This is a genomic window from Pseudomonas oryziphila (assembly GCF_003940825.1).
Lineage (GTDB): Bacteria > Pseudomonadota > Gammaproteobacteria > Pseudomonadales > Pseudomonadaceae > Aquipseudomonas > Aquipseudomonas sichuanensis.
In genome coordinates this window covers 1,704,394-1,725,630 of record NZ_CP034338.1, presented here as the reverse complement: position 1 = coordinate 1,725,630, position 21,237 = coordinate 1,704,394, and the positions used below count along the sequence as shown (strand labels likewise).

Annotated in this window: 21 protein-coding genes; 3 read left to right on the top strand and 18 right to left on the bottom strand. The window is 63.7% G+C overall.

What is annotated here, in order from left to right; all coding sequences use genetic code 11:
• Positions 1-3: 3 nt before the first annotated feature.
• From EJA05_RS08190 to EJA05_RS08180, 3 genes are all read right to left on the bottom strand, one after another.
• Entirely contained in the window at positions 4-609 is a 606-nt protein-coding gene (locus tag EJA05_RS08190; RefSeq protein ID WP_125463239.1) for a DUF4823 domain-containing protein, read from the bottom strand.
• Between the two features lie 66 nt (positions 610-675).
• Positions 676-1,644, bottom strand: coding sequence for a GTP 3',8-cyclase MoaA (locus EJA05_RS08185; RefSeq protein WP_125463238.1), 969 nt, complete (start codon positions 1,642-1,644; stop codon positions 676-678).
• 129 nt (positions 1,645-1,773) lie between these two features.
• On the bottom strand, positions 1,774-2,409 hold the full coding sequence (locus EJA05_RS08180; protein WP_110995672.1) for a TetR/AcrR family transcriptional regulator: 636 nt from the start codon (positions 2,407-2,409) through the stop codon (positions 1,774-1,776).
• A gap of 73 nt (positions 2,410-2,482) precedes the next feature.
• Here EJA05_RS08180 and EJA05_RS08175 point away from each other — a divergent pair, with 73 nt between their 5' ends.
• Complete coding sequence (locus EJA05_RS08175; protein ID WP_125857905.1) at positions 2,483-3,616, top strand: aminotransferase class V-fold PLP-dependent enzyme; 1,134 nt, start codon at positions 2,483-2,485, stop codon at positions 3,614-3,616.
• Positions 3,617-3,854: 238 nt separating this feature from the next.
• On the opposite strand, the gene EJA05_RS08170 is transcribed toward EJA05_RS08175, so the two are convergent.
• The 12 genes from EJA05_RS08170 to EJA05_RS08115 all read right to left on the bottom strand — a co-directional run bounded on the left by EJA05_RS08170 (position 3,855) and on the right by EJA05_RS08115 (position 13,758).
• Positions 3,855-4,637 (bottom strand): TatD family hydrolase, encoded by a 783-nt coding sequence (locus EJA05_RS08170; protein ID WP_125857904.1) that lies wholly within the window; start codon positions 4,635-4,637, stop codon positions 3,855-3,857.
• Between the two features lie 30 nt (positions 4,638-4,667).
• On the bottom strand, positions 4,668-5,654 hold the full coding sequence (locus EJA05_RS08165; protein ID WP_125857903.1) for a DNA polymerase III subunit delta': 987 nt from the start codon (positions 5,652-5,654) through the stop codon (positions 4,668-4,670).
• Positions 5,647-6,279 carry a dTMP kinase gene (gene tmk, locus EJA05_RS08160; protein ID WP_125857902.1) on the bottom strand — a complete coding sequence of 211 codons (633 nt, stop codon included), beginning with the start codon at positions 6,277-6,279 and terminating at the stop codon, positions 5,647-5,649. Before tmk ends, EJA05_RS08165 begins: the two co-directional genes overlap by 8 nt.
• Positions 6,280-6,288: 9 nt before the next feature.
• The gene (mltG, locus tag EJA05_RS08155) at positions 6,289-7,458 is read right to left on the bottom strand and encodes an endolytic transglycosylase MltG (RefSeq protein ID WP_125857901.1); all 1,170 of its coding nucleotides are present in this window, start codon (positions 7,456-7,458) and stop codon (positions 6,289-6,291) included.
• 3 nt (positions 7,459-7,461) lie between these two features.
• Positions 7,462-8,277 carry an aminodeoxychorismate lyase gene (gene pabC, locus EJA05_RS08150; protein ID WP_125857900.1) on the bottom strand — a complete coding sequence of 272 codons (816 nt, stop codon included), beginning with the start codon at positions 8,275-8,277 and terminating at the stop codon, positions 7,462-7,464.
• Positions 8,277-9,521, bottom strand: a complete 1,245-nt coding sequence (gene fabF / locus EJA05_RS08145) for a beta-ketoacyl-ACP synthase II (protein ID WP_125857899.1) — start codon at positions 9,519-9,521, stop codon at positions 8,277-8,279. The genes pabC and fabF overlap by 1 nt, the downstream gene beginning before the upstream one ends.
• A gap of 174 nt (positions 9,522-9,695) precedes the next feature.
• On the bottom strand, positions 9,696-9,932 hold the full coding sequence (gene acpP / locus EJA05_RS08140; protein WP_125857898.1) for an acyl carrier protein: 237 nt from the start codon (positions 9,930-9,932) through the stop codon (positions 9,696-9,698).
• A gap of 204 nt (positions 9,933-10,136) precedes the next feature.
• Positions 10,137-10,877, bottom strand: a complete 741-nt coding sequence (fabG, locus tag EJA05_RS08135) for a 3-oxoacyl-ACP reductase FabG (protein ID WP_125463230.1) — start codon at positions 10,875-10,877, stop codon at positions 10,137-10,139.
• Positions 10,878-10,893: 16 nt separating this feature from the next.
• Complete coding sequence (gene fabD, locus EJA05_RS08130) at positions 10,894-11,832, bottom strand: ACP S-malonyltransferase (RefSeq protein WP_125857897.1); 939 nt, start codon at positions 11,830-11,832, stop codon at positions 10,894-10,896.
• Positions 11,833-12,020: 188 nt separating this feature from the next.
• On the bottom strand, positions 12,021-13,031 hold the full coding sequence (plsX, locus tag EJA05_RS08125; RefSeq protein WP_125463228.1) for a phosphate acyltransferase PlsX: 1,011 nt from the start codon (positions 13,029-13,031) through the stop codon (positions 12,021-12,023).
• A gap of 3 nt (positions 13,032-13,034) precedes the next feature.
• The gene (gene rpmF / locus EJA05_RS08120) at positions 13,035-13,217 is read right to left on the bottom strand and encodes a 50S ribosomal protein L32 (RefSeq protein WP_008096416.1); all 183 of its coding nucleotides are present in this window, start codon (positions 13,215-13,217) and stop codon (positions 13,035-13,037) included.
• Positions 13,218-13,230: 13 nt separating this feature from the next.
• Positions 13,231-13,758 (bottom strand): YceD family protein, encoded by a 528-nt coding sequence (locus tag EJA05_RS08115; RefSeq protein ID WP_125857896.1) that lies wholly within the window; start codon positions 13,756-13,758, stop codon positions 13,231-13,233.
• A 95-nt stretch (positions 13,759-13,853) separates the two neighbouring features.
• On the opposite strand from EJA05_RS08115, the gene EJA05_RS08110 reads away from it, so the two are divergent.
• On the top strand, positions 13,854-14,432 hold the full coding sequence (locus EJA05_RS08110; protein WP_125857895.1) for a Maf family protein: 579 nt from the start codon (positions 13,854-13,856) through the stop codon (positions 14,430-14,432).
• Positions 14,433-14,516: 84 nt separating this feature from the next.
• On the opposite strand, the gene sppA is transcribed toward EJA05_RS08110, so the two are convergent.
• From sppA to rluC, 3 genes are read right to left on the bottom strand one after another with little or no spacing between them, the layout of a single operon-like run.
• Positions 14,517-15,500, bottom strand: a complete 984-nt coding sequence (gene sppA / locus EJA05_RS08105; protein WP_125857894.1) for a signal peptide peptidase SppA — start codon at positions 15,498-15,500, stop codon at positions 14,517-14,519.
• A 2-nt stretch (positions 15,501-15,502) separates the two neighbouring features.
• Positions 15,503-16,183: an HAD family hydrolase gene (locus tag EJA05_RS08100; protein ID WP_125857893.1), complete on the bottom strand. Its 681-nt coding sequence runs from the start codon at positions 16,181-16,183 to the stop codon at positions 15,503-15,505.
• A gap of 3 nt (positions 16,184-16,186) precedes the next feature.
• A complete protein-coding gene (gene rluC, locus EJA05_RS08095) occupies positions 16,187-17,143 on the bottom strand; it encodes a 23S rRNA pseudouridine(955/2504/2580) synthase RluC (RefSeq protein WP_125857892.1) in 957 nt (318 codons plus the stop codon).
• An 808-nt stretch (positions 17,144-17,951) separates the two neighbouring features.
• On the opposite strand from rluC, the gene rne reads away from it, so the two are divergent.
• Positions 17,952-21,182: a ribonuclease E gene (gene rne, locus EJA05_RS08085; protein ID WP_125857891.1), complete on the top strand. Its 3,231-nt coding sequence runs from the start codon at positions 17,952-17,954 to the stop codon at positions 21,180-21,182.
• Positions 21,183-21,237 lie beyond the last annotated feature (55 nt).

The following is a 21,237-nucleotide window of genomic DNA, read 5'->3' as shown; positions in this document are numbered from 1 at the left end:
CGCTTACTTGCTCATGCCCAAGAGGCTACGAGCGTACTCGCGCATGGGCGCGGCAAGCAAATCCTGGGGGCTGTTGTCATGGAACGTCAACAAACCGCCACGGCTCTTGATGCGGGCGGTGTCGATCAGGTAGCGGGTGCTGGTCTCGATCAACATCATCTGCACCACGCCAGTGTCCCAGCCCAGGCGGTCGACGGCCTGTTCGTCATACCATTCATCGCCATTGCCGATACGGTCGTCGGTGCGGGCGAAGCGGGTGTACAGCACGTAGTCGGCGCCGACCGAACGGGCTTCGGCAATCGCGTCTTCCAGGCCGAGCGGGCCCTGGGCGCGGCGCACCAGCGGGAAGTATTCGATGAAGCTCTTGAAGGCTTCCTCGGCCACGGCGTTCTGGCGCGGCTGCGGCCCCTTGCCCGGCGGCATGAACGCGCCCTGACCAATGAAGATGAACGAATCGGGCTGCAAGCGGATGGACAGGGTACGGGTGGTGTTGCTGTGGTCCAGCAGGCCCACGTCGCTCATCTGGTAACGGACCTCTTCCCCCATGTCGCTGACTTTCATGCAACCGCCCAACGCCATCAGCGCCAGCAGCAAGACCAGGCTACGCATCTTTCCTCCAAAGGCCGGTGACGAAAAACCGGCGAATAGCCGCCAGATGCAGCTTTTGCGCCAGAGTCAGCCGCCGATCACCTTCATCACCATCACATCGCCGGAGAACGCCAGGTCCTGCTTGTCCGCCAGCGCCTTCACCAGCAACCGCTGCAACGCCGGCAGCGCCTGGTGGCGCGGCTTGTCCAGCAGGTCGCCGACAAAGTGACGGTTGCCTGAAGAGAGGCAACCATGCAGCCAGCCGGTGGACGACAAGCGCAGCCGCGAGCAGGCGCGACAGAAGGGTACGCTCTCGTTGGCGATCACTCCGAAGTGCCCTTTGCCGGGTATGCGATAACGTAGCGCGGTAGCATCCACCGGGCGCTGCGCCTGCTCGAATTCATAGGCTTCGCCGATCAGCGCGAGCAACTGCTCCAGCCCCACGAACTGCTGCCCGAAGGCATTGCTGTCTCGGGCCAGGTGGCCCATGCGCATCAGCTCGATGAAGCGCAGCTCGTAACCTTTCTGCAGACAGTAGTCGAGCAGCGGCAGTACCTGATCGAGGTTTTGCCCACGCATGGGCACCATGTTGACTTTGATCGCCATGCCGGCAGCGCTGGCCTGGGCCATGCCGTCGAGCACGCTGGCCAGGTCGCCGCCACGGGCGATGCGGCGAAACGCCAGGGGGTCGAGGGTATCGAGCGAGACATTCAGCCTGCGGATGCCGGCTGCACGCAGCAACGGCAGTTTGCGGGCAAGCAGTTGGCCATTGGTGGTGAGGCTGATGTCCTCCAGGCCGAGCCCGGCCACCGCCGTCAGGAAGCCCTCGAGCCGCGGGCTGATCAGCGGCTCGCCGCCGGTGATGCGCAAACGCTCGACACCTGCGGCCTCGACCAGATAGGCCACGCCGCGTCCCAGCGCCTCGGCCCCCAGCTCGTCCTGCGCCGCCACCAGGCGCTTGCCATCGGGCACGCAGTAGGTGCAGGCGTAGTTGCAGGCAGCAGTCAGGCTGACGCGCAGGTTGCGAAAGCGCCTGCCTTGACGATCGACGATCATGGGTGACTCCGGCATGGAAGAATCGGACCGGCAAAACCTGACTCATAAATCAGGTTTTTGCAAGTCTTCCTGTCGAAGGCTGAATCGCGCAATGCTCACCGAGGGCCGGCAAGCACCGCCCGGGCCGCTTCAGTTCGCGGTTTCTGGGTCGCGCTTGCGTTTGTTGCCCATGCGCACGCCGATGTCCATGAGGAACTGGAAGAAGCCTTCCTGATCTTCCAGCACGTTGCTCCAGAATGGCGAGTGGTACAGCGCCACCGCACCGTGGACCAGCGCCCACGCCGCGCAATAGTGGAAGTACGGCGGCACGTCCTCGAGCTTGCCTTCGCTGATGCGGCCCTTGATCAGCTGCGTAAGGCGATCGAAGTTGGAGGCACGGATGCTGTGCAACTGCTCGACCATTTCCGGCACCTGGTTGCCCTTGACCACCTTTTCTTCCAGGCGGTCGAACAGCCGGTAGCGCTGTGGGTCGCGCATGCGGAACTCGAAGTAGGCGCGCGACAGCGCCTCTTTGTCACGGTCGACGTCAGCGGAATGCAGCAGCTCGTTCAGGTCACGCTCATAGTCGAGCATCAGGCGCAGGTAGATCTCCGCCTTGGACTTGAAGTGCTTGTAGATCGTGCCTTTGCCGATGCCGACGGCGTCGGCGATCATCTCGACGGTGACACTGTCTTCACCCTGTTCGAGAAACAGCTTGAGCGCCGTATCGAGGATTTCCTGCTCGCGGCGGCGAAATTCACGGACCTTACGAGGTTCTTTGTGCATAGGTAGGACTAGGATGACAATCGAAGCGGATTATTATGCCTAACTGGCGGTAAATTGCACGGATCTTCCAAGCATGTCTGTGTTTCTTGATGAGTTCGAGCAGGCTCCGGGCCTGTGCTACCTGAACCACGCGGCCATCGCTCCGTGGCCGCGCCGGGCCACTGATGCCGTGGCGCGCTTCGCCCGTGACAACCTGCAGCGGGGCGCCAGCGACTACCCGGCCTGGCTGGCCACCGAGCGACGCCTGCGCGAACGCCTGGCGCGCCTGCTCAACGCGCCGTCAACTGGCGATATCGCCTTGCTGGGCAATACTTCGCAAGCCTTGTCATTGGTGGCCTTCGGCCTCGACTGGCAACGCGGCGACCAGGTGATCATCAGCGACGAAGAGTTCCCTTCCAATCGTGTGGTCTGGCAGGCACTGGCGGATCAAGGCGTCGATGTGATCGAGATCAGCCTGGCCGGGGATGACCCAGAGGCCGCACTGCTCCAGGCCTGCGGCCCGCGTGCCCGGCTGCTGGCGGTCAGTGCCGTGCAGTTCGCCAGTGGCCTGCGCCTGGACCTTGCCCGCCTGGGCCAGGGCTGTCGCGAACAGGGCGTGCTGTTCTGCGTCGACGCCATCCAGCAGATTGGCGCCCTGCCCTTCGACGTGCAGCAATACCAGTGCGATTTCGCCATGGCCGACGGCCACAAATGGATGCTCGGCCCCGAAGGCCTGGGGGTGTTCTATTGCCGCAGCGCCCTGCGCAGGCAGTTGAAACTGCATGCCTACGGCTGGCACATGCTCGAACAGCTGGGCGATTTCGAGCACCGTACCTGGCAACCGGCACGCAGCGCCCGACGCTTCGAGCCGGGTAGCCCGAACATGCTCGGCGCCTGTGCGCTGGAGGCCAGCCTGTCATTGCTGGAAGATGTCGGCATGCAGGTGGTTGCAGAGCAACTCGGGCATCGCGTCGAGCAACTGCACCAGGGGCTGGCGGCGATCCCGGGTGTGCAGTTGCACAGCCCGGCAGACCCAAGGCGCCGCGCAGGCATCATCAATTTCACCGTGGCTGGCCGCGCCAATGCCGACATTTATCGGGCGCTCAGCAGCCAGCAAGTGATCTGCGCCCTGCGCGGGCCCGGCGTGCGTTTTTCCCCACACTTCTATACCGATGAGTGCTTGATCGACGAAGCACTGCGGCTGGTCAGGCAAATCGCCATGCACTGATCGCCCAAGGGACCGCCGACGTATTCCAAATCTGTTTAAAAAACGATCAGCAAGCGCTGGCAGGGCGCCAATCCTGGCCAATACTTGAAGTGTTGGCGCGGCGCATCCCCCCCAAGTGGCGCGCCGATAAAGGTGCCCAGGGACCGCGTACCTTTGTTTTACTCCTAATGGTCTTAACCCGGATTCCCCCCCCAGAACCCGGGTTTTTTTTGCCCGGGCGCCAGCGACGAACTGCGGATCAGGCCACCCGCGCCAGCGGGAACAGGCGCTTGAAGTTGGCGGTGGTCTGCTCGGCCAGCTGCTCATAGCTGGCCCCGCGCAGCGAGGCGACATATTCGGCCACTTCCCGCACGTACTGCGGCAGATTCGGCTTGCCGCGGTGCGGGATCGGCGCCAGGTACGGCGAATCGGTCTCCACCAGCAGGCGATCGACCGGCACCTGCCGGGCCACCTCACGCAGGGCATCGGCGTTGCGGAATGTCACGATGCCGGACAACGAGATGTAATAACCCAAGTCCAGCGCAGCCTTGGCCATCGGCCAATCTTCGGTGAAGCAGTGCAGCACCCCGGCCTGGGGCAGGTTGGCTTCACGCAGCAGGGCCAGGGTGTCCTCGCGGGCCGCACGGGTGTGCACGATCACCGGCTTGCCGGTCTGGCGCGAGGCTTCCAGGTGCAGGCGGAAGGAAGCCTGCTGCAGCTCGGCGGCTTCGGGCTCGTAGTGATAGTCCAGGCCGGTCTCGCCGATGGCCACCACATGCGGATGGGCCAGCTCGCGCAGCAGCCACTCCAGGGCCGGGGTTTCACCCGGCGCCAGGTCCAGCGGATGCACCCCCACCGAACAATCGACGTCGGCGTACTGCTCGCTGAGCGCCTTGACCGCGCCGGCGTTCTCGGCGCTGACGCCGATGCACAGGAAATGCCCGACGCCACGCTCACGCGCGGCCCGCAGGGCGGCATCGAGGGAACCCTGATGGGCGCTGAGATCAAGACGGTCGAGGTGGCAATGGGAATCTACGAGCATGGGAACACACACATGAATGAACGATGGAGATCAGCGCATGCCCGGCAGCTGCACCCAATGGGCGAGCAAGGCTTCGAGCAGCAGCACACGGTTGAGGTTGGCCTTGCCCAGCACTTTCTGACGCTGCTCGAGGATCCACGCCTGGACCTCCAGCACCTTGGCCTGGCGGCTCTTCTGCGCCAGGTACTGCAGCACCTTGCGCATGTCGGCCAGGCCTAGCCCGTCCTCGTCCTGGGTCAGCTGATAGCGCAGGATCAGGTGCGACCAGTCGCAGAACCAGTCGAACAACAACAGCAACGGCACGTTGTTCCAGGCTTCGGCCAGCTGGCTGGGCGACTGCTGCTGCTTGAGCAGCTTCTTCACGCCCTCGGTGACCAGCGCGCGCTGCTCGCGCACCCCCTTCGCCTGCAGGCTGACAGCCATCAGCGGCGAGCCGGCGGCCAGAGTCAGCAACTCCTCGCGCTCGTCTTCGGCGCTGTCGGCAAGGGCATCAGCCAGCCACGCACGGCTCTGGGCCAGGCTCGGCTGCGGGCAGGTGACCTGCTGGCAACGGCTCTTGATGGTGGGCAGCAAGCGGCTGGGCTGGTGGCTGACCAACAGCAGCACGGTATCGCCGGAAGGCTCCTCAAGGCTCTTGAGCAAGGCATTGGACGCGTTGACGTTCATCGCCTCCACCGGCTCGATCAGCACCACCTTGCGCCCGCCCTGCTGGGCCGTCTGCACGATGAACGACACCAGTTCGCGAACCTGGTCGACCTTGATCGGCTTGTCGGCTTCTTCTGGCTCCAGCACGAAGTTGTCCGGATGGCTGCCGGCCTTGAGCAGCAGGCACGCCTTGCACTGCCCGCAGGCATCCAGCCCCTGGGGCGTCTGGCACAGCAGCCGCGCCATCAGCCGCTCGGCCAGGGCACGCTTGCCGATACCCTGGGGCCCATGCAGCAGGTAGGCATGGGCATGCTGACTGCGCCCGGCCAGTTGCTGCCAAAGCGCCTGTTGCCAGGGGTAGGCTTCAGCCACGGCAACGCTCCACAAGGCCCGGCAGCAGCGCATCGATTGCCCGTTGCACCGCATCCAGCGGCTGAGCGGCATCCAGCAGGCTGTAGCGTTGCGGCTGCTGGGCGGCGCGTTGCAGGTAGGCCTGGCGCACCGCCTCGAAGAAGGCCTGGCCCTCTTGCTCGAAGCGGTCCAGGCGGCCACGGGCAGCAGCACGGGCCAGGCCGACCTCGACGGGCAGGTCGAAGACCAGGGTCAGGTCCGGGCGCAGTTCGCCCTGGACGAAGGATTCGAGGATGGCGATGCGCTCCACCGACAAGCCACGGCCGCCGCCCTGATAGGCGTAGGTAGCATCGGTGAAGCGATCGCAGAGCACCACGGCGCCACGCGCCAGGGCCGGACGGATCACTTCTGCCAGGTGCTGGGCACGGGCAGCGAACATCAGCAGCAACTCGGTATCGGCCGCCATGGGCTCGTCGCTGGGGGCCAACAGCAGCTCGCGGATGCGCTCGGCCAGTGGCGTGCCACCGGGCTCGCGGGTCATCACCACATCGACACCCTGCTCACGCAGGCGCGCCGCCAGGTAGTCGCGGTTGGTGCTCTTGCCCGCGCCTTCGGGGCCTTCCAGGGTGATAAACAAACCGCTCACGGGTGTTCCTTACTGTTTTTCGGGTACCGGCGCCTCGGCCGGCACGGATTCATCGGTAGGCGCGCCAGCGTCACTTTCAGGCGGGGCTGCCTCGGCAGGCGTCTCCTGGTCGGGTGCCGGTTGCTCGCCTGCTCCCGGCTGCGCCGCAGGTGCGGGGCTGGAGCGATAGTCTGCCCGCCGCTTGAGCTGGAACTCACGCACAGCGCTGTTGTGGTCATCCAGGTCATCGGAGAACACATGGCTGCCATCGCCACGGGCGACGAAATACAGGCTGCTGCCATCGCTGGGGTTGAGCGCGGCATGGATCGCCTCGCGGCCGACCATGGCGATCGGCGTCGGCGGCAGGCCGCTGATGGTGTAGGTGTTGTAGGGCGTCGGCTCACGCAGGTCGGCCCGGGTGATCTTGCCGTTGTAGCGCTCGCCCATGCCGTAGATCACGGTCGGGTCGGTCTGCAGCATCATCCCCAGGCGCAGCCGGCGCACGAACACACCGGCGATCTGGTTACGCTCCTGCGGGATGCCGGTTTCCTTCTCCACCAGCGAGGCCATGATCAGCGCCTGGTAAGGGTCGCGATACGGCAAGCCGGTGCTGCGCTCGGCCCACTCCTTGGCCAGCACTTCGTCCAGGCGCATATAGGCCTGCTGCAACAGTTCGACGTCGCTCATGCCGCGCACGAAGCGGTAGGTATCAGGGAAGAAGCGGCCCTCGGGGAAGACGCCGGTGTGACCGAGCTTGTCCATCACCTGCGCGTCGCTCAGGTCATCGAGGGTGTGCTTGATCTTGTCGTGCCTGGCCACTGCGGCACGCACCTGGCGGAAGGTCCAGCCCTCGACCAGGGTGAGGTTGTACTGCACCACATCGCCGCGCTGCCAGGCATCGAACAACTGCCCCACGGTCATGCCGGGGGTCAGGCGGTATTCACCGGTATGCAGCGGGGTGCCGGCCATGTTGAAGCGCCAGTAAAGGCGCAGCCACAGCGCATCGTCGAGCAGCCCCTCGCCCTCCATGCGGTAGAACATGCGATTGGGTGTGGTGCCGCCAGGCACATCGAGCAGGCGCTCCTGCGCCACTTGCAGGGGCTGCTCCAGGACTGAGTTGACCTTCCAGGCAGCCCAACCCAATGCCAGGCCGGCGAGGATCAAACCCATTTCCAGCAGCAGCAGGAATTTGCGTCTCACGAATCAGGTATCCAGTAACGTACGGGCAACGGCCTGCAGTTTAAGGGTGAGCGGGCCCGGCGGCCAGTTCAGTGCAGCGAATTCACGTACAGGCCAGATACCGTAGACACTGTTGCAGACAAACACCTCGTCGGCCTGCTGCAGGTCTTCCAGGGTCAGGTCACGCACCTCGACGGCAAGGCCCGACAACGGCGCCTGTTCTAGCAATGCGCCACGCATCACGCCAGCCACGCCACAACGGCTCAGGTCGGCGGTCAGCAGCACCTTGCCACGCACCAGGAACAGGTTGCTGTACACCCCTTCGATCACTCGCCCTTGGCTGTCGCGCATCAAGCCTTCGGCATACGCACTGTCCTGCCATTCGGCTCGGGCCAGCACCTGCTCCAGGCGGTTGAGGTGTTTGAGTCCGGCCAGCAGCGGTTGTTCCGCCAGCCGTGTCTGACAGGGGAACAGGCGCACACCCAGCTCGGCGTGCTGTGCGGGATAGACGGGCAAGGGGCTGCCCTGAAGAATACGTCGCGCCTGGGCGCCCGGCGCCGGGGCATAACCACGCTGGCTGTCGCCGCGGGTAAGGATCAGCTTGGCGACGCCCTCCCCCAGCAACTGAGCGAATTGCATCAGCTCATTGCGAACCAGCATCAGGTCAACATCGATCGCCAGGCGCTGGCAACCCAGCGCCAGGCGGTCGAGATGCCGGGTTAGCAGGCTGGGCTTGCCGCCATGCACGGCAATGGTCTCGAACAGACCATCACCGTAGGCCAGGCCGCGATTCTGCAAATTGACCGCAGTCGCTTCCTGGCCATCGATCCAGCAGTGCATCAGTCGGCGAACCGGCGGAACACCAGCGAACCGTTGGTTCCGCCGAAGCCGAACGAGTTGGACAGCACCACGTCGATCGGCATGCTGCGCGCCTGGTGCGGTACGAAGTCCAGGTCGCAACCTTCGTCCGGCTCGTCCAGGTTGATGGTCGGCGGCGCCATCTGGCTGTTGATCGCCAGCACGCTGAAGATTGCTTCCACCGCGCCAGCGGCACCCAGCAGGTGACCGGTCATCGACTTGGTCGAGCTGACTGCCAGCTTGTAGGCGTGCTCGCCAAACACGCGCTTGATCGCCGCCACCTCGGCGATATCGCCAGCAGGGGTCGAAGTGCCGTGGGCATTGATGTAGCTGACCGCCTGCGGCTCGATGCCGGCATCGCGCAGGGCGTTGGCCATGCAGCGCGCAGCACCTTCACCCGAGTCGGGTGGCGAAGTCATGTGGTAGGCGTCGCCGCTCATGCCAAAACCGACCAGCTCGGCATAAATGGTCGCACCACGCGCCTTGGCGTGCTCCAGTTCTTCGAGCACCAGGGCACCGGCACCGTCGGACAGCACGAAACCGTCACGGCCTTTGTCCCACGGACGGCTGGCGCGGGTTGGCTCATCGTTGCGGGTCGACAGCGCGCGCGAGGCCCCGAAGCCACCCATGCCCAGGCCACAGGCGGCCATTTCGGCACCGCCGGCAATCATCACGTCCGCTTCACCGTAGGCGATATTGCGCGCGGCCATGCCGATGCAATGGGTACCCGTGGTGCAGGCGGTGGCGATCGCGTAGTTCGGCCCCTGCAGGCCCAGGTGGATCGACAGGAAGCCCGAGATCATGTTGATGATCGAGCCCGGCACGAAGAACGGCGAAATGCGGCGCGGGCCCTGCTCGTGCAGGGTCCGGCTGGTTTCTTCGATGTTGGTCAGGCCGCCGATCCCCGAGCCCATGGCCACGCCAATGCGCTCACGGTTGGCGTCGGTGACCTCCAGGCCGGCATTGCGTACCGCCTGGAAACCGGCTGCCAGGCCGTACTGAATGAACAGGTCGAGCTTGCGAGCTTCCTTGGCCGACAGGTACTGCTCGACCTCGAAGCCCTTCACCGAGCCGCCAAAACGGGTGGAGTAGGCAGACAGATCCGTGTGTTCGATCGGACCAATGCCACTGCGGCCAGCCAGAACGCCCTGCCAGGTGCTCGGTACATCAGTACCCAATGGCGACAGCATACCCATACCGGTGACCACGACGCGTCTACGCGACACAGTACTCTCCTTTTCCAATAACAGAGTTTCTTGCCATTGCATTCAAGGCAATGGAATGAAATGGCAACAAGCTCTGAAGGCTCGCGGCTCGACACTGGCGTCTTGCAAAGAAAAAACCGCACGCCAGCGAAGGCAGTGCGGTTTTCCCCGACAAGAAGCGTCGACTAAAGCGTCTTAGGCCTGGTGGGCGTTGACGTAGTCGATGGCAGCTTGAACGGTAGTGATCTTCTCGGCTTCTTCGTCAGGGATTTCGGTCTCGAATTCCTCTTCCAGAGCCATCACCAGCTCAACGGTGTCAAGCGAGTCGGCACCCAGGTCTTCAACGAAGGAAGCAGCATTCACAACTTCCTCTTCCTTGACGCCCAGTTGCTCGGCGACGATTTTCTTGACGCGTTCTTCGATGGTGCTCATACCTAGTTTTCACTCCTAATGGACATATGTCAGGCAGCTGGCCGGTGACCAAGTTTATAGAAAGACGCCTGCTTTTCAAGCGGAACACGCCTTCAGCTAAGTCGCCCAACCCTCTGCCCGGAATCTGGTTGCAGCTTTATAACGGATTTTAAGCTCGGAGTATGACTCTTTTTTGAAGCAATCCGTCACATCGCATTGCGGTTTTTACATGTACATCCCGCCGTTCACCGGCACGGTGGCGCCAGTGACATAGGCTGCGCCGTCAGAGGCCAGGAACGAAACCACTTTGGCGATTTCGTCGGCCTGGCCCAGGCGGCCCAGCGGAATTTCTTTCTGCAGGGCTTCGCGCTGCGCTTCCGGCAGCTCACGGGTCATGTCGGTGTCGATGAAGCCCGGGGTGACCGAGTTGACGGTGATGCCACGCGAACCCACTTCACGGGCCAGCGCGCGACTGAAGCCTTCCAGGCCAGCCTTGGCGGCCGCATAGTTGGCCTGCCCGGCGTTACCCATGGCACCGACCACCGAGCCGATGCTGATGATACGACCCCAACGGGCCTTGGTCATGCCACGCAGCACGCCCTTGGACAGACGGTAGAGGCTGTTGAGGTTGGTGTCGATCACGTCGAACCACTCGTCATCCTTCATGCGCAGCATGAGGTTGTCGCGGGTGATGCCAGCGTTGTTGACCAGGATGGCCGGGGCGCCGAACTGCTCACCGATGGCGCTCAGCACCGCATTCACGGATTCTGCGCTGGTCACGTTCAATTCCATGCCGGTACCGGCAACGCCGTGCTCCTTGAGCGTGGCGGCGATGCGCTCGGCACCGGAGGCCGAAGTGGCGGTGCCGATGACGATGGCGCCCTGGCGGCCAAGCTCAAGGGCGATGGCCTGGCCAATGCCACGGCTGGCGCCGGTAACCAGTGCAACTTTACCTTGCAGGCTCATGCAAGCGTCTCCAGATTCAGGCCAGCGCCGCACGGGTGGCGGCGACGGCGTCAGGGGTATTGAGGTTGTAGGTGGTCACGCCGTCGGCGCAACGCTTGTTCAGGCCAGCCAGCACCTTGCCCGGGCCGCACTCGACCAGGTTCACCGCGCCGCGCTCGGCCAGGGCCTGCACGCATTCAACCCAGCGCACAGGCTGGTACAGCTGTGCCAGCAAGTCCTGCTTGAGCGCATCAAGGTCGGCGGCGATGGCGGCGGTGACGTTCTGCACCACTGGAATCTGCGGGGCCTTCCACTCGATGGCGTTGACGAACTCGGCGAAGCGCTCGGCAGCGGGCTTCATCAGCGCACAGTGCGACGGCACGCTGACCGCCAGCGGCAGAGCACGCTTGGCGCCGGCCTCTTTGCACAGCGCCATGGCGCGGTCGACCGCAGCCTTGTTACCGGCAATCACCACCTGGCCCGGCGAGTTGAAGTTCACCGCACTGACCACTTCATCTTCAGCGGCCTTGGCGCAGAGCTCGACCACAACGGCATCGTCCAGGCCCAGGATGGCAGCCATGGCGCCATGACCGGCCGGCACGGCTTCCTGCATCAGCTGGCCACGGCGCTCGACCAGGCGGACGGCGTCTTTGAGCGACAGGCTGCCAGCAGCGACCAGGGCACTGTACTCACCCAGGCTGTGGCCCGAAACGAAGGCCGGGTGCGCGCCGCCCTCTTCCAGCCACAGGCGCCACAGGGCGATGGAGGCGGTCAGGATGGCCGGCTGAGTCTTGTCGGTTTGGTTGAGTTGTTCTTCCGGACCTTCCTGGACCAGTTTCCACAGGTCGTAGCCCAGAGCCTCGGAAGCTTCCTTGAAGGTTTCGACGATTACCGGCTTTTCAGCACCGAGCTCGGCGAGCATGCCCAGCGATTGGGAACCTTGACCGGGAAAGACGAATGCGAGGGATGCAGACATTGAACAAGCCCTTATGATCTTGTCGTCGGATAGGGTGCGCCAGGCCACAGGCCTAGCGCGAAATCTGAAAGCTTGGATGGAACGGCGGACCAAGCGGTCACATTTAAGCACTTCATGGGCGATATGCCCAAAGTCTTTGTTTTTCCAGCACTCGCCTCATCGCAGGGCAAGCCCGCCCTCACGAGGTTTCACGGCAGCAAGTCTTCGAGCCGACCATGGAGGCGCTGCGGCAGGTTCTCCTGGATCTCGATCAGCGCACGCTGGATCGCACTCTGGAAACCCTGCACACCCGCCGAACCATGGCTCTTGATGACGATACCCTGGAGCCCGAGGAAGCTTGCGCCATTGTGCCGCGCCGGCGCCAGGTCGGCCTGCAGGCGCTTGAGCAATGGCATGGCCATGGCCCCGGCAGCCCGCGCCAGCACACCACCACGGAACAACGCCTCGATGCGCGCGGCGATCATGGTCGCCAGGCCTTCGCTGGACTTGAGCAGGATGTTGCCGACAAAACCGTCGCACACCACCACGTCCGCCTCGCCGCGGTACAGGCCGTCGCCCTCGACAAAACCGATGTAGTTCAGGCCTCGCGCATTCTGCAACAAGCTGGCGGCCAGCTTGACCTGCTGATTGCCCTTGATGTCTTCGGTGCCGATATTGAGCAGCGCCACCCGCGGGCGATGAACGCCAAGCGCCTGGGCAGCCACCGAACCCATCACCGCAAACTGGTAGAGGTTTTCGGCACTGCAGTCGACATTGGCGCCCAGGTCGAGCAACTGGCAGTAGCCTGCCTGGGTCGGGATCGCCGCCACCATCGCCGGGCGATCGATACCGGGCAAGGTCTTGAGCACGAAACGCGACAACGCCATGAGCGCGCCGGTATTGCCGGCACTGACGCAGGCCTGGGCCTTGCCGTCCCGCACCAGTTCGAGGGCGATGCGCATCGACGAGTCGGGCTTGCCGCGCAACGCCTGCGACGGCCGCTCGTCCATGCCCACCACTTCACTGGCCGCAACAATTTGCAGGCGCGCGCGATCCGCAGCCGATTGGCCGCTGACAAGCTCTTCAAGAAGGGAGGGTTGACCGACGAGGGTCAGGTGCAGCGAGGGAGTAGCCGAAAGGCAGGCTAGGCTAGCCTGGACAATGCTGCGGGGACCGAAGTCCCCGCCCATTGCGTCGATCGCGATGATCTGAGCGGACAAGGATTACTCGTCAGCGCCCTTGTCGATCACTTTGCGACCACGGTATACGCCTTCTGGCGAAACGTGGTGACGCAGGTGTACTTCACCGGTGCTCTTCTCTACCGACAGGGCGTTTTCCGACAGGGCGTCGTGCGAACGGCGCATGTCACGGGCAGAGCGGGATTTTTTGTTCTGCTGAACAGCCATAATTGATTAACTCCTAAACGTTTGGGTCACGCTTTAACTGCGCCAATACACTGAACGGGTTGGACCGCGTTACCTCGTCCTTGCTCGGTTCGGGCTCATCTGCGCCCGCCGGCTGCTGGCATTCTTCCGGATGATGAGCAGGCACGATCGGCAGGGCAAGCAGCAGCTCTTCCTCGACCAGGGCCTGCAGATCCAAAGGATCTTCGCCCAGTTCCAGCACGTCATAGCCTTTCGGCAACGACTGGGTATTCGCACCCTCCTTCACCACGGCGTAAGTAGATTCGCTGTGGATTGGAAGGGTGACCAGCTCAAGACAACGCTGGCAAACCATTTTGACTTCGACATCCAGCTCGCTGTGGATAACCACAACTTTCTGTTCGTCTCGTTCAAAATCGAACTTCGCCTGCACCATACCGACAGCGTCGGAAAGCGGGTCGCAGAGTCTTTCCAAATCAGCGAGTTGCAGCGAACCACTAAGGGTTACGCCTCGATCGGCTAATTTGCGCGGGTCAACGTGAGGTGGAATCGGGTCATTCAACATAGGCGCAGCATTCTAGGGATGCACCCCCTCCCTGTCAAAGGAAATTCGGCACATCTCGCATGTTAGAATTCGGGGCAATTGACCAGGAGTCTATCATGCTTCCTCTGTTACTGGCTTCCAGCTCCCCCTACCGGCGCGAACTGCTCGCCCGCCTGCGCCTGCCCTTCAGCTGGGCAAGCCCCGATCTAGACGAGCAGCGGCTGGCCGATGAGCCCGCCGTCGAACTGGTTCGCCGCCTGGCCCGGCAAAAAGCCGAAGCGCTCGCAGGCCGCTATCCGGGACACCTGATCATCGGTTCCGACCAGGTGGCGGTGCTCGGCGAGCAGATCCTCGGCAAACCTCACACCTTCGAGCGCGCCTGCGAGCAACTGCTGGAAGCGAGCGGCCAGCAGGTCACCTTCCTCACCGGCCTGGCACTGCTCAACAGCGCCAGCGGCCAGTGCCAGGTCGATTGCGTGCCATTCACGGTGACCATGCGCGAACTGGATCGGGAGAGTGTGGAGCGTTACGTGCAGGCCGAGCAGCCGCTGGATTGCGCAGGCAGCTTCAAAGCAGAGGGGCTGGGGGTGAGCCTGTTCCAGAGCACCCACGGCTGCGACGCCACCAGCCTGATCGGGCTGCCGCTGATTCGCCTGGTGGATATGCTGCACAAGGAAGGCGTGCAGGTGCCTTGAGAACGCATCGCGGGGCAAGCCCGCTCCCACGAATTGCTCGTGGGAGCGGGCCTGCCCCGCGATGAATGCCACGCCGATATCAGATCAACGCAACGAAGGCCCCTGGAAGCCCATGTACATGGCCAACCGCTCGGCCACACTGGCACCGATACGCTTGGAGAAACGATCAAACGGCGACTCCTGCACGGTGAAATCCACCAATTCCTTCTCACCGATGATCTCGCGAGCCACATAGCTGGCACTGCCCAGGCCATCCACCAGGCCCAGCTCCTTGGCCTGCTCGCCGGACCAGATCAAACCACTGAACAACTCAGGATGATCCTTGTCCTTCAGGCGCTCGCCCCTACCCTGCTTGACCATGGCGATGAACTGGCGATGCGTGGTATCCAGCACCCCCTGCCAGAACGCGGTCTCTTCCGGTTTCTGCGGCGAGAACGGGTCGAGGAAGGCTTTGTGCTCACCTGCGGTATAGGTGCGACGCTCAACGCCCAGCTTGTCCATGGTGCCGACGAAGCCATAACCGGCAGCCGTCACGCCAATGGAGCCGACCAGGCTGGCCTTGTCGGCATAGATCTCATCGGCGGCACTGGCGATGTAATAAGCGCCGGAGGCACCCAGATCGGTAATCACCGCATACAGCTTGATGGCTGGGTATTCGGCGCGCAGGCGGCGAATTTCGTCATAGATGTAGCCCGACTGCACCGGGCTGCCGCCCGGACTGTTGATACGCAGCACCACACCCTTGGTTTTCGAGTCCTTGAATGCCTCACGCAAGCTCTTGACGATATTGTCGGCGCCGGCAGGCTCCTGATCAGCGATCACCCCACGCACCTCGACCAGCGCCGTGTGGCTGGCACTGCGTGACGCAGCCTTGTCCACGTCCATCAGCGGCGTGAACAGGACCAGCATGCCGAACAGGTAGACGAAGGTCAGCAACTTGAAAAAGATGCCCCAGCGCCGCGCCCGACGCTGCTCCTGGACGCCCGCCAGCAGCGTCTTCTCCAACAGCTTCCAGCTCTTGCGCTCTTCGTTGTCTTCGGACTCGGGTGCCTTCCACTCGTCAGCCATGCTCACCTACCCTGGAAATTGAGTTGCGCGCCACTCGCCAGCCATTCGCGCAATTGAGAGAAATGCTCGATGCACACTTGCGGCCCGAACTCGGCCAGGGCCTGCAGCGGCATCGCGCCATAACCGACCGCCACCGAGTGCATGCCTGCATTGCTGGCCATCTGCAGGTCGAATGCCGAATCACCGACCATCAGCGCCCGCCCGGGCTCGACCCGGCAATGGGCGAGGATTTCTTCGAGCATCAACGGGTGCGGCTTGCCACGGGTCTCGTCGGCGCCGCGAGTGATATCGAAGTAGCCTTCCCAGCCATTGGCCTTGAGCACGCGATCCAGCCCGCGACGCGCCTTGCCGGTGGCCACCGCCAGGCGATAGCCCTCGGCACGGAAAGCCTCGAGGGATTCGACCACCCCCTCGAACAGCGGCGAAGGCTGCTGATCCAGCGCCGTGTAGACATCGGCGTAATGCTGACGAAAAGCCTGCACCTGCACGTTATCCAGGTGCGGGTACAGCGTGGCGATCGCCTCGTCCAATGCCAGGCCGATGATGCCCTTGATGGCCTCATCGCTGCTTGGCGCCTCACCGGCGCGCCCGGCCGCCACATTCATGGCCTCGACGATACGCCCGATGGAGTCGGCCAAGGTGCCGTCCCAGTCGAAGATCAGCAGCTCGTAACGCTTGTTCATAGGTCAGGTCGCGCTCAGGCGCTCCACGGTCTTGGCCCACACTTCATCCACCGGCGCCTCGAGCTTGAGCTCACCGCCGTCCGGCAGCGGCACCGTGAGTTGATAGGCATGCAGGAACAAGCGCTTGCCGCCCAGCTCACGAATCTCGCGGCTGAAATCTTCATCACCGTATTTGCTGTCACCGGCGATCATGTGCCCGGCATGCAGGGCGTGCACACGAATCTGGTGGGTACGGCCGGTAATAGGCCGGGCCTCGACGATGGTGGCGAACTCGCCGAAACGGCGCAGCACGCGGAACATCGTCAACGCCTCCTTGCCTTCGTCATTCACCTCGACCATGCGCTCGCCCGAGCGCAGGTTGCTCTTGAGCAACGGCGCGTTGACCTGCTTCTTCGCGGTCGGCCAATGGCCGCGCACCAGCGCCATGTAGCGCTTGTCCACGCCATCGCCGCGCAGGGCGGCATGCAGGTGGCGCAGCATGCTGCGCTTCTTGGCGATCATCAGCAGGCCGGAAGTGTCGCGATCCAGGCGATGCACCAGCTCCAGCTCCTTGGCATCAGGGCGCAACTGACGCAGCGCCTCGATCGCCCCGAAACTCAAACCACTGCCGCCATGCACGGCAATGCCGGATGGCTTGTTCATCACGATCAGCGCCTTGTCTTCATAGACGATGGCGGCTTCCAGGCGCTGCAGCAGCCCCTGGGCCACAGGCGCTGGCTCGTCGCGTTCAGGCAGGCGCACAGGCGGCACGCGGACGATATCGCCAGCCTGCAGCTTGTATTCCGGTTTGATCCGCCCTTTGTTGACCCGCACCTCACCCTTGCGCAGGATGCGGTAGACCAAGGTTTTGGGCACGCCCTTGAGGGCCGTGATGAGGAAATTGTCGATGCGTTGGCCGGCAAGCTCCGGCGCGACTTCGATCAGCTGTACGCCGGAAGTCGGAGGGGTATTGGTCGTCATGGCGGGATCATAACAATTTTTTATGGAATTGAAGCACTTAATCATAACTGCTATAGTCGCGAACGCCGCCAAAAGCGGCAGGCCAGTGATACCAGGCTCTACGCCGGTTCCTGACCTTCGCAATTCTCCAGGACGCGAGGCCGTCCTACGGGGTTTTCGCCAGTTTAAACAAATGCCTGGAATCGCCACCAGCGCTGTGTAGAGAAGACCGAAGAAAAACGACAAGCGCGGTGTTCCACCTGCTTACCGAACCTTTTTCGCCGCACCTCTGCCCGCCAGTCGCTTCCACGTAACGCCCGGCGAATGCTTCGGAAATACCTGCCTTGGACATAAATGGCGCCAGCGCGGTACCCGCGCTGACGAAAAATGCAACCCGTTGCGGATTCAGCGCGCGGCAGCACCCGAATTATCAGGGATACGTGCAGGGTGGAGATGCACAGCCCTCGGACCGTGTAGCACCGCGTCCGGCCACCGCCCCACTGAACGGGCGATGAGCGGATAAGGTCCTGAACAGACGCTCTAGCGGCGTCCACGGCTGACGGTTGATTCCTCCTCCTGTCATGAGTGCACGAGGCCTGTCTGGCTGATTCGGCTATCGATGAACGTCGATTCGAACACCTAAGGGGCTCGTTGACACCACAGCGAACAGGACGCGTCGTCGCGACAACGGCAGGCTGGGCAACCGGCTGGTGCCGAACGTTGCTCGACACGGGGGTGGCCCGCCACCCTTTGCGCACCTTGGCACCGACCCCGATACGTCGTGTGTGCCGAACGCCGTTTCCGGCAGCCCGGAAACCGACGGTACAACATGAAAAGAATGCTGATTAACGCAACTCAACCCGAAGAGTTGCGTGTAGCCCTGGTAGACGGCCAACGCCTCTACGACCTGGACATCGAGTCCGGCGCGCGCGAGCAGAAAAAGGCCAACATCTACAAAGGCAAGATCACCCGCATCGAGCCAAGCCTCGAAGCCGCCTTCGTCGACTTCGGCTCCGAACGTCACGGCTTCCTGCCACTCAAGGAAATTTCCCGCGAATACTTCAAGAAGACCCCCGAAGGCCGGGTCAACATCAAGGAAGTACTGAGCGAAGGCCAGGAAGTCATCGTTCAGGTCGAGAAGGAAGAGCGCGGCAACAAAGGCGCCGCCCTGACCACCTTCATCAGCCTGGCTGGCCGTTACCTGGTGCTGATGCCAAACAACCCGCGTGCCGGCGGCATCTCCCGCCGCATCGAAGGCGAAGAGCGCAACGAACTGCGTGAAGCCCTCAACGGCCTGACCGTTCCAGGCGACATGGGCCTGATCGTGCGCACCGCCGGCCTTGGCCGCAGCAGCGAAGAAATGCAGTGGGACCTCGACTACCTGCTGCAGCTGTGGACCGCCATCAAGGAAGCCTCGCTGGACCGCTCCGCGCCGTTCCTGATCTACCAGGAAAGCAACGTCATCATCCGCGCGATCCGCGACTACCTGCGCCAGGACATCGGCGAAGTGCTGATCGACAGCATCGACGCCCAGGAAGAAGCACTGACCTTCATCCGCCAGGTGATGCCGCAGTACGCCAGCAAGGTCAAGCTGTACGAAGACAGCGTCCCGCTGTTCAACCGCTTCCAGATCGAAAGCCAGATCGAAACCGCCTTCCAGCGCGTTGTCGACCTGCCGTCCGGCGGCTCGATCGTCATCGACCCGACCGAAGCCCTGGTGTCCATCGACATCAACTCGGCGCGCGCCACCAAAGGCAGCGACATCGAAGAAACCGCCCTGCAGACCAACCTGGAAGCGGCCGAAGAAATCGCCCGCCAGCTGCGCCTGCGTGACATCGGCGGCCTGATCGTCATTGACTTCATCGACATGACCCCGGCCAAGAACCAGCGCGCCGTCGAAGAGCGCGTGCGTGAATGCCTGGAAGCCGACCGCGCCCGCGTGCAGGTTGGCCGCATCTCGCGTTTCGGCCTGCTGGAAATGTCCCGTCAGCGCCTGCGCCCATCGCTGGGCGAAAGCAGCGGCATCGTCTGCCCACGCTGCTCCGGCACCGGCATCATCCGTGACGTCGAGTCGCTGTCGCTGGCCATCCTGCGCCTGATCGAAGAAGAAGCGCTGAAAGACCGTACCGCCGAGGTACGTGCCCAGGTCCCGATCCCGGTCGCTGCCTTCCTGCTCAACGAGAAACGCAACTCGATCACCAAGATCGAACTGCGCACTCGCGCGCGCATCATCATCCTGCCGAACGATCACCTGGAAACGCCGCACTTCGAAGTCCAGCGCCTGCGCGACGACAACCCGGAAGTGCTGAACAACCAGTCCAGCTACGAGATCGCAGCCACCGAAACCGAAGAAGCGCCGCAGCCGACCGCCACCCGCACCCTGGTTCGCCAGGAAGCCGCGGTCAAGACTGCTCCGGCCCGCGCCAACGCTCCTGTACCGAGCACAGAAGAAGCACAGCCTGCCGCTGCACCGGCAGCCGCTGTCGCCCCTAGCGTGCCAGAGCCAAGCCTGTTCAAAGGCCTGGTGAAGTCGCTGGTCAGCCTGTTCGCCGGCAAGGAAGAGCCTGTCGCCGCCCCGGTCGCCACCACCGAGAAGCCGGCCGCCGAGCGCACGCCGCGCAACGAGGAGCGCCGCAACGGTCGCCAGCAGAGCCGCAACCGCAATGGCCGTCGCGACGAGGAGCGCAAGCCGCGTGAGGAACGCGCCGAGCGTGCCCCGCGTGAAGAGCGCCAGCCACGCGAAGAACGTGCCCCTCGCGAGGAGCGCGCCCCACGTGAAGAGCGTGCGCCGCGTGAAGAACGCGCACCACGCCAGCCGCGCGATGACCGCCGCGGCAACCGTGAAGAACGTGTACGCGAACTGCGCGAGCCACTGGACGCCGCACCAGCTGCCCGCGAAGAGCGCCAGCCGCGTGAAGAGCGTGCACCACGCGAAGAGCGCGTAGCCCGTGAAGAGCGCGCTCCACGTGAAGAGCGTGCCCCACGCGAAGAACGTGCGCCGCGTGAAGAGCGCGCCCCACGCGAAGAACGTGCACCGCGTGAAGAACGCGCACCACGCGAAGAACGTGCGCCACGCGAAGAACGCCAACCACGCCCACCGCGTGAAGAGCGCCAGCCGCGCCCTGACGAGCAGGTTGCTGAACAAGCTGCCGAGCTCAACGAGGAGCAACTGCCGAACGAAGAGCTGCTGCAGGACGAGCAGGAAGGCGCCGATGGCGAGCGTCCGCGCCGTCGCTCCCGCGGCCAGCGCCGTCGCAGCAACCGTCGTGAACGTCAGCGCAACGCCGATGGCGAGCTGATCGAAGGCGGCGAAGACGAAGCCGGCGAAGAGCAGCAGCCACAACAGCACCAGGCCACCGCGCTGGGCGCCGAACTGGCCGCCGGCATCGCTGTCACCGCCGCCGTCGCCACCAGCAACATCAGCGCCGACGCCGAAGCCCAGGCCAACGAGCAGGCCGAACGCGCCAGCGCCGTTGTCGCCGAAGCCCAGGTTGAAAACAGCGAAGTGGTCCAGGTTGCCGAGCAAGCCGAGGCCATCGCGATCGCTCCAGTGGTCGAGCAGCCGGTCAGCGAGCCCGTAGTTGCCGCCGAGCCGAGCTTCAAGCCTGCTGTTGAAGCGGCACCACAGCCAGTGATCGAAGAAGCGGTTGCCGAGCAGGTGGCTGTCGTGATCGAAGCTGAACCGGTCGTGGAGGCTCCAGCAGTGGCAGCCGCCGAGATCGAACCAGCGCCGGTCGCCGAAGCGGCTGAAGTTCAGGCTCCGGTTGCCTTCGAAGCGGCTCCGGCCGTCGAGGCCCAGGCTGTTGAAGTACAAGCTGAAGTGGTCGAAGCGCCAGCTGCCGAACCGGCTCCAGTGGTTGCCGAGCAGGCGCCTGCCAAAGTCGAAGCGGTGGTCGAGCAGGCCCCTGTCATGCTGCCGAACGGCCGCGCGCCGAACGACCCGCGTGAAGTGCGCCGCCGCAAGCGCGAAGCCGAAGCAGCCGCTGCTGCCCTGGCTGCCGCCCAGGCCGCTCCAGCCCTGGAAACCACCGAAGACGAGCACAAGCCTCATCACGGTTGATTCCGGTCGCTGAATGAAAAAGCCCCGCCAGTGCGAACTGGCGGGGCTTTTTCTT

What these genes read in the sequence shown, in the direction of transcription:
- EJA05_RS08190 (WP_125463239.1), bottom strand. Translation starts at nt 609, where the DNA reads ATGCGTAGCCTGGTCTTGCTGCTGGCGCTGATGGCGTTGGGCGGTTGC.
- EJA05_RS08180 (WP_110995672.1), bottom strand. Translation starts at nt 2,409, where the DNA reads ATGCACAAAGAACCTCGTAAGGTCCGTGAATTTCGCCGCCGCGAGCAG.
- sppA (WP_125857894.1), bottom strand. Translation starts at nt 15,500, where the DNA reads ATGGCTGACGAGTGGAAGGCACCCGAGTCCGAAGACAACGAAGAGCGC.
- rluC (WP_125857892.1), bottom strand. Translation starts at nt 17,143, where the DNA reads ATGACGACCAATACCCCTCCGACTTCCGGCGTACAGCTGATCGAAGTC.
- EJA05_RS08115 (WP_125857896.1), bottom strand. Translation starts at nt 13,758, where the DNA reads ATGTTGAATGACCCGATTCCACCTCACGTTGACCCGCGCAAATTAGCC.
- pabC (WP_125857900.1), bottom strand. Translation starts at nt 8,277, where the DNA reads ATGCACTGCTGGATCGATGGCCAGGAAGCGACTGCGGTCAATTTGCAG.
- EJA05_RS08170 (WP_125857904.1), bottom strand. Translation starts at nt 4,637, where the DNA reads ATGCTCGTAGATTCCCATTGCCACCTCGACCGTCTTGATCTCAGCGCC.
- rne (WP_125857891.1), top strand. Translation starts at nt 17,952, where the DNA reads ATGAAAAGAATGCTGATTAACGCAACTCAACCCGAAGAGTTGCGTGTA.
- EJA05_RS08100 (WP_125857893.1), bottom strand. Translation starts at nt 16,183, where the DNA reads ATGAACAAGCGTTACGAGCTGCTGATCTTCGACTGGGACGGCACCTTG.
- fabG (WP_125463230.1), bottom strand. Translation starts at nt 10,877, where the DNA reads ATGAGCCTGCAAGGTAAAGTTGCACTGGTTACCGGCGCCAGCCGTGGC.
- EJA05_RS08175 (WP_125857905.1), top strand. Translation starts at nt 2,483, where the DNA reads ATGTCTGTGTTTCTTGATGAGTTCGAGCAGGCTCCGGGCCTGTGCTAC.
- EJA05_RS08110 (WP_125857895.1), top strand. Translation starts at nt 13,854, where the DNA reads ATGCTTCCTCTGTTACTGGCTTCCAGCTCCCCCTACCGGCGCGAACTG.
- fabD (WP_125857897.1), bottom strand. Translation starts at nt 11,832, where the DNA reads ATGTCTGCATCCCTCGCATTCGTCTTTCCCGGTCAAGGTTCCCAATCG.
- acpP (WP_125857898.1), bottom strand. Translation starts at nt 9,932, where the DNA reads ATGAGCACCATCGAAGAACGCGTCAAGAAAATCGTCGCCGAGCAACTG.
- EJA05_RS08185 (WP_125463238.1), bottom strand. Translation starts at nt 1,644, where the DNA reads ATGATCGTCGATCGTCAAGGCAGGCGCTTTCGCAACCTGCGCGTCAGC.
- rpmF (WP_008096416.1), bottom strand. Translation starts at nt 13,217, where the DNA reads ATGGCTGTTCAGCAGAACAAAAAATCCCGCTCTGCCCGTGACATGCGC.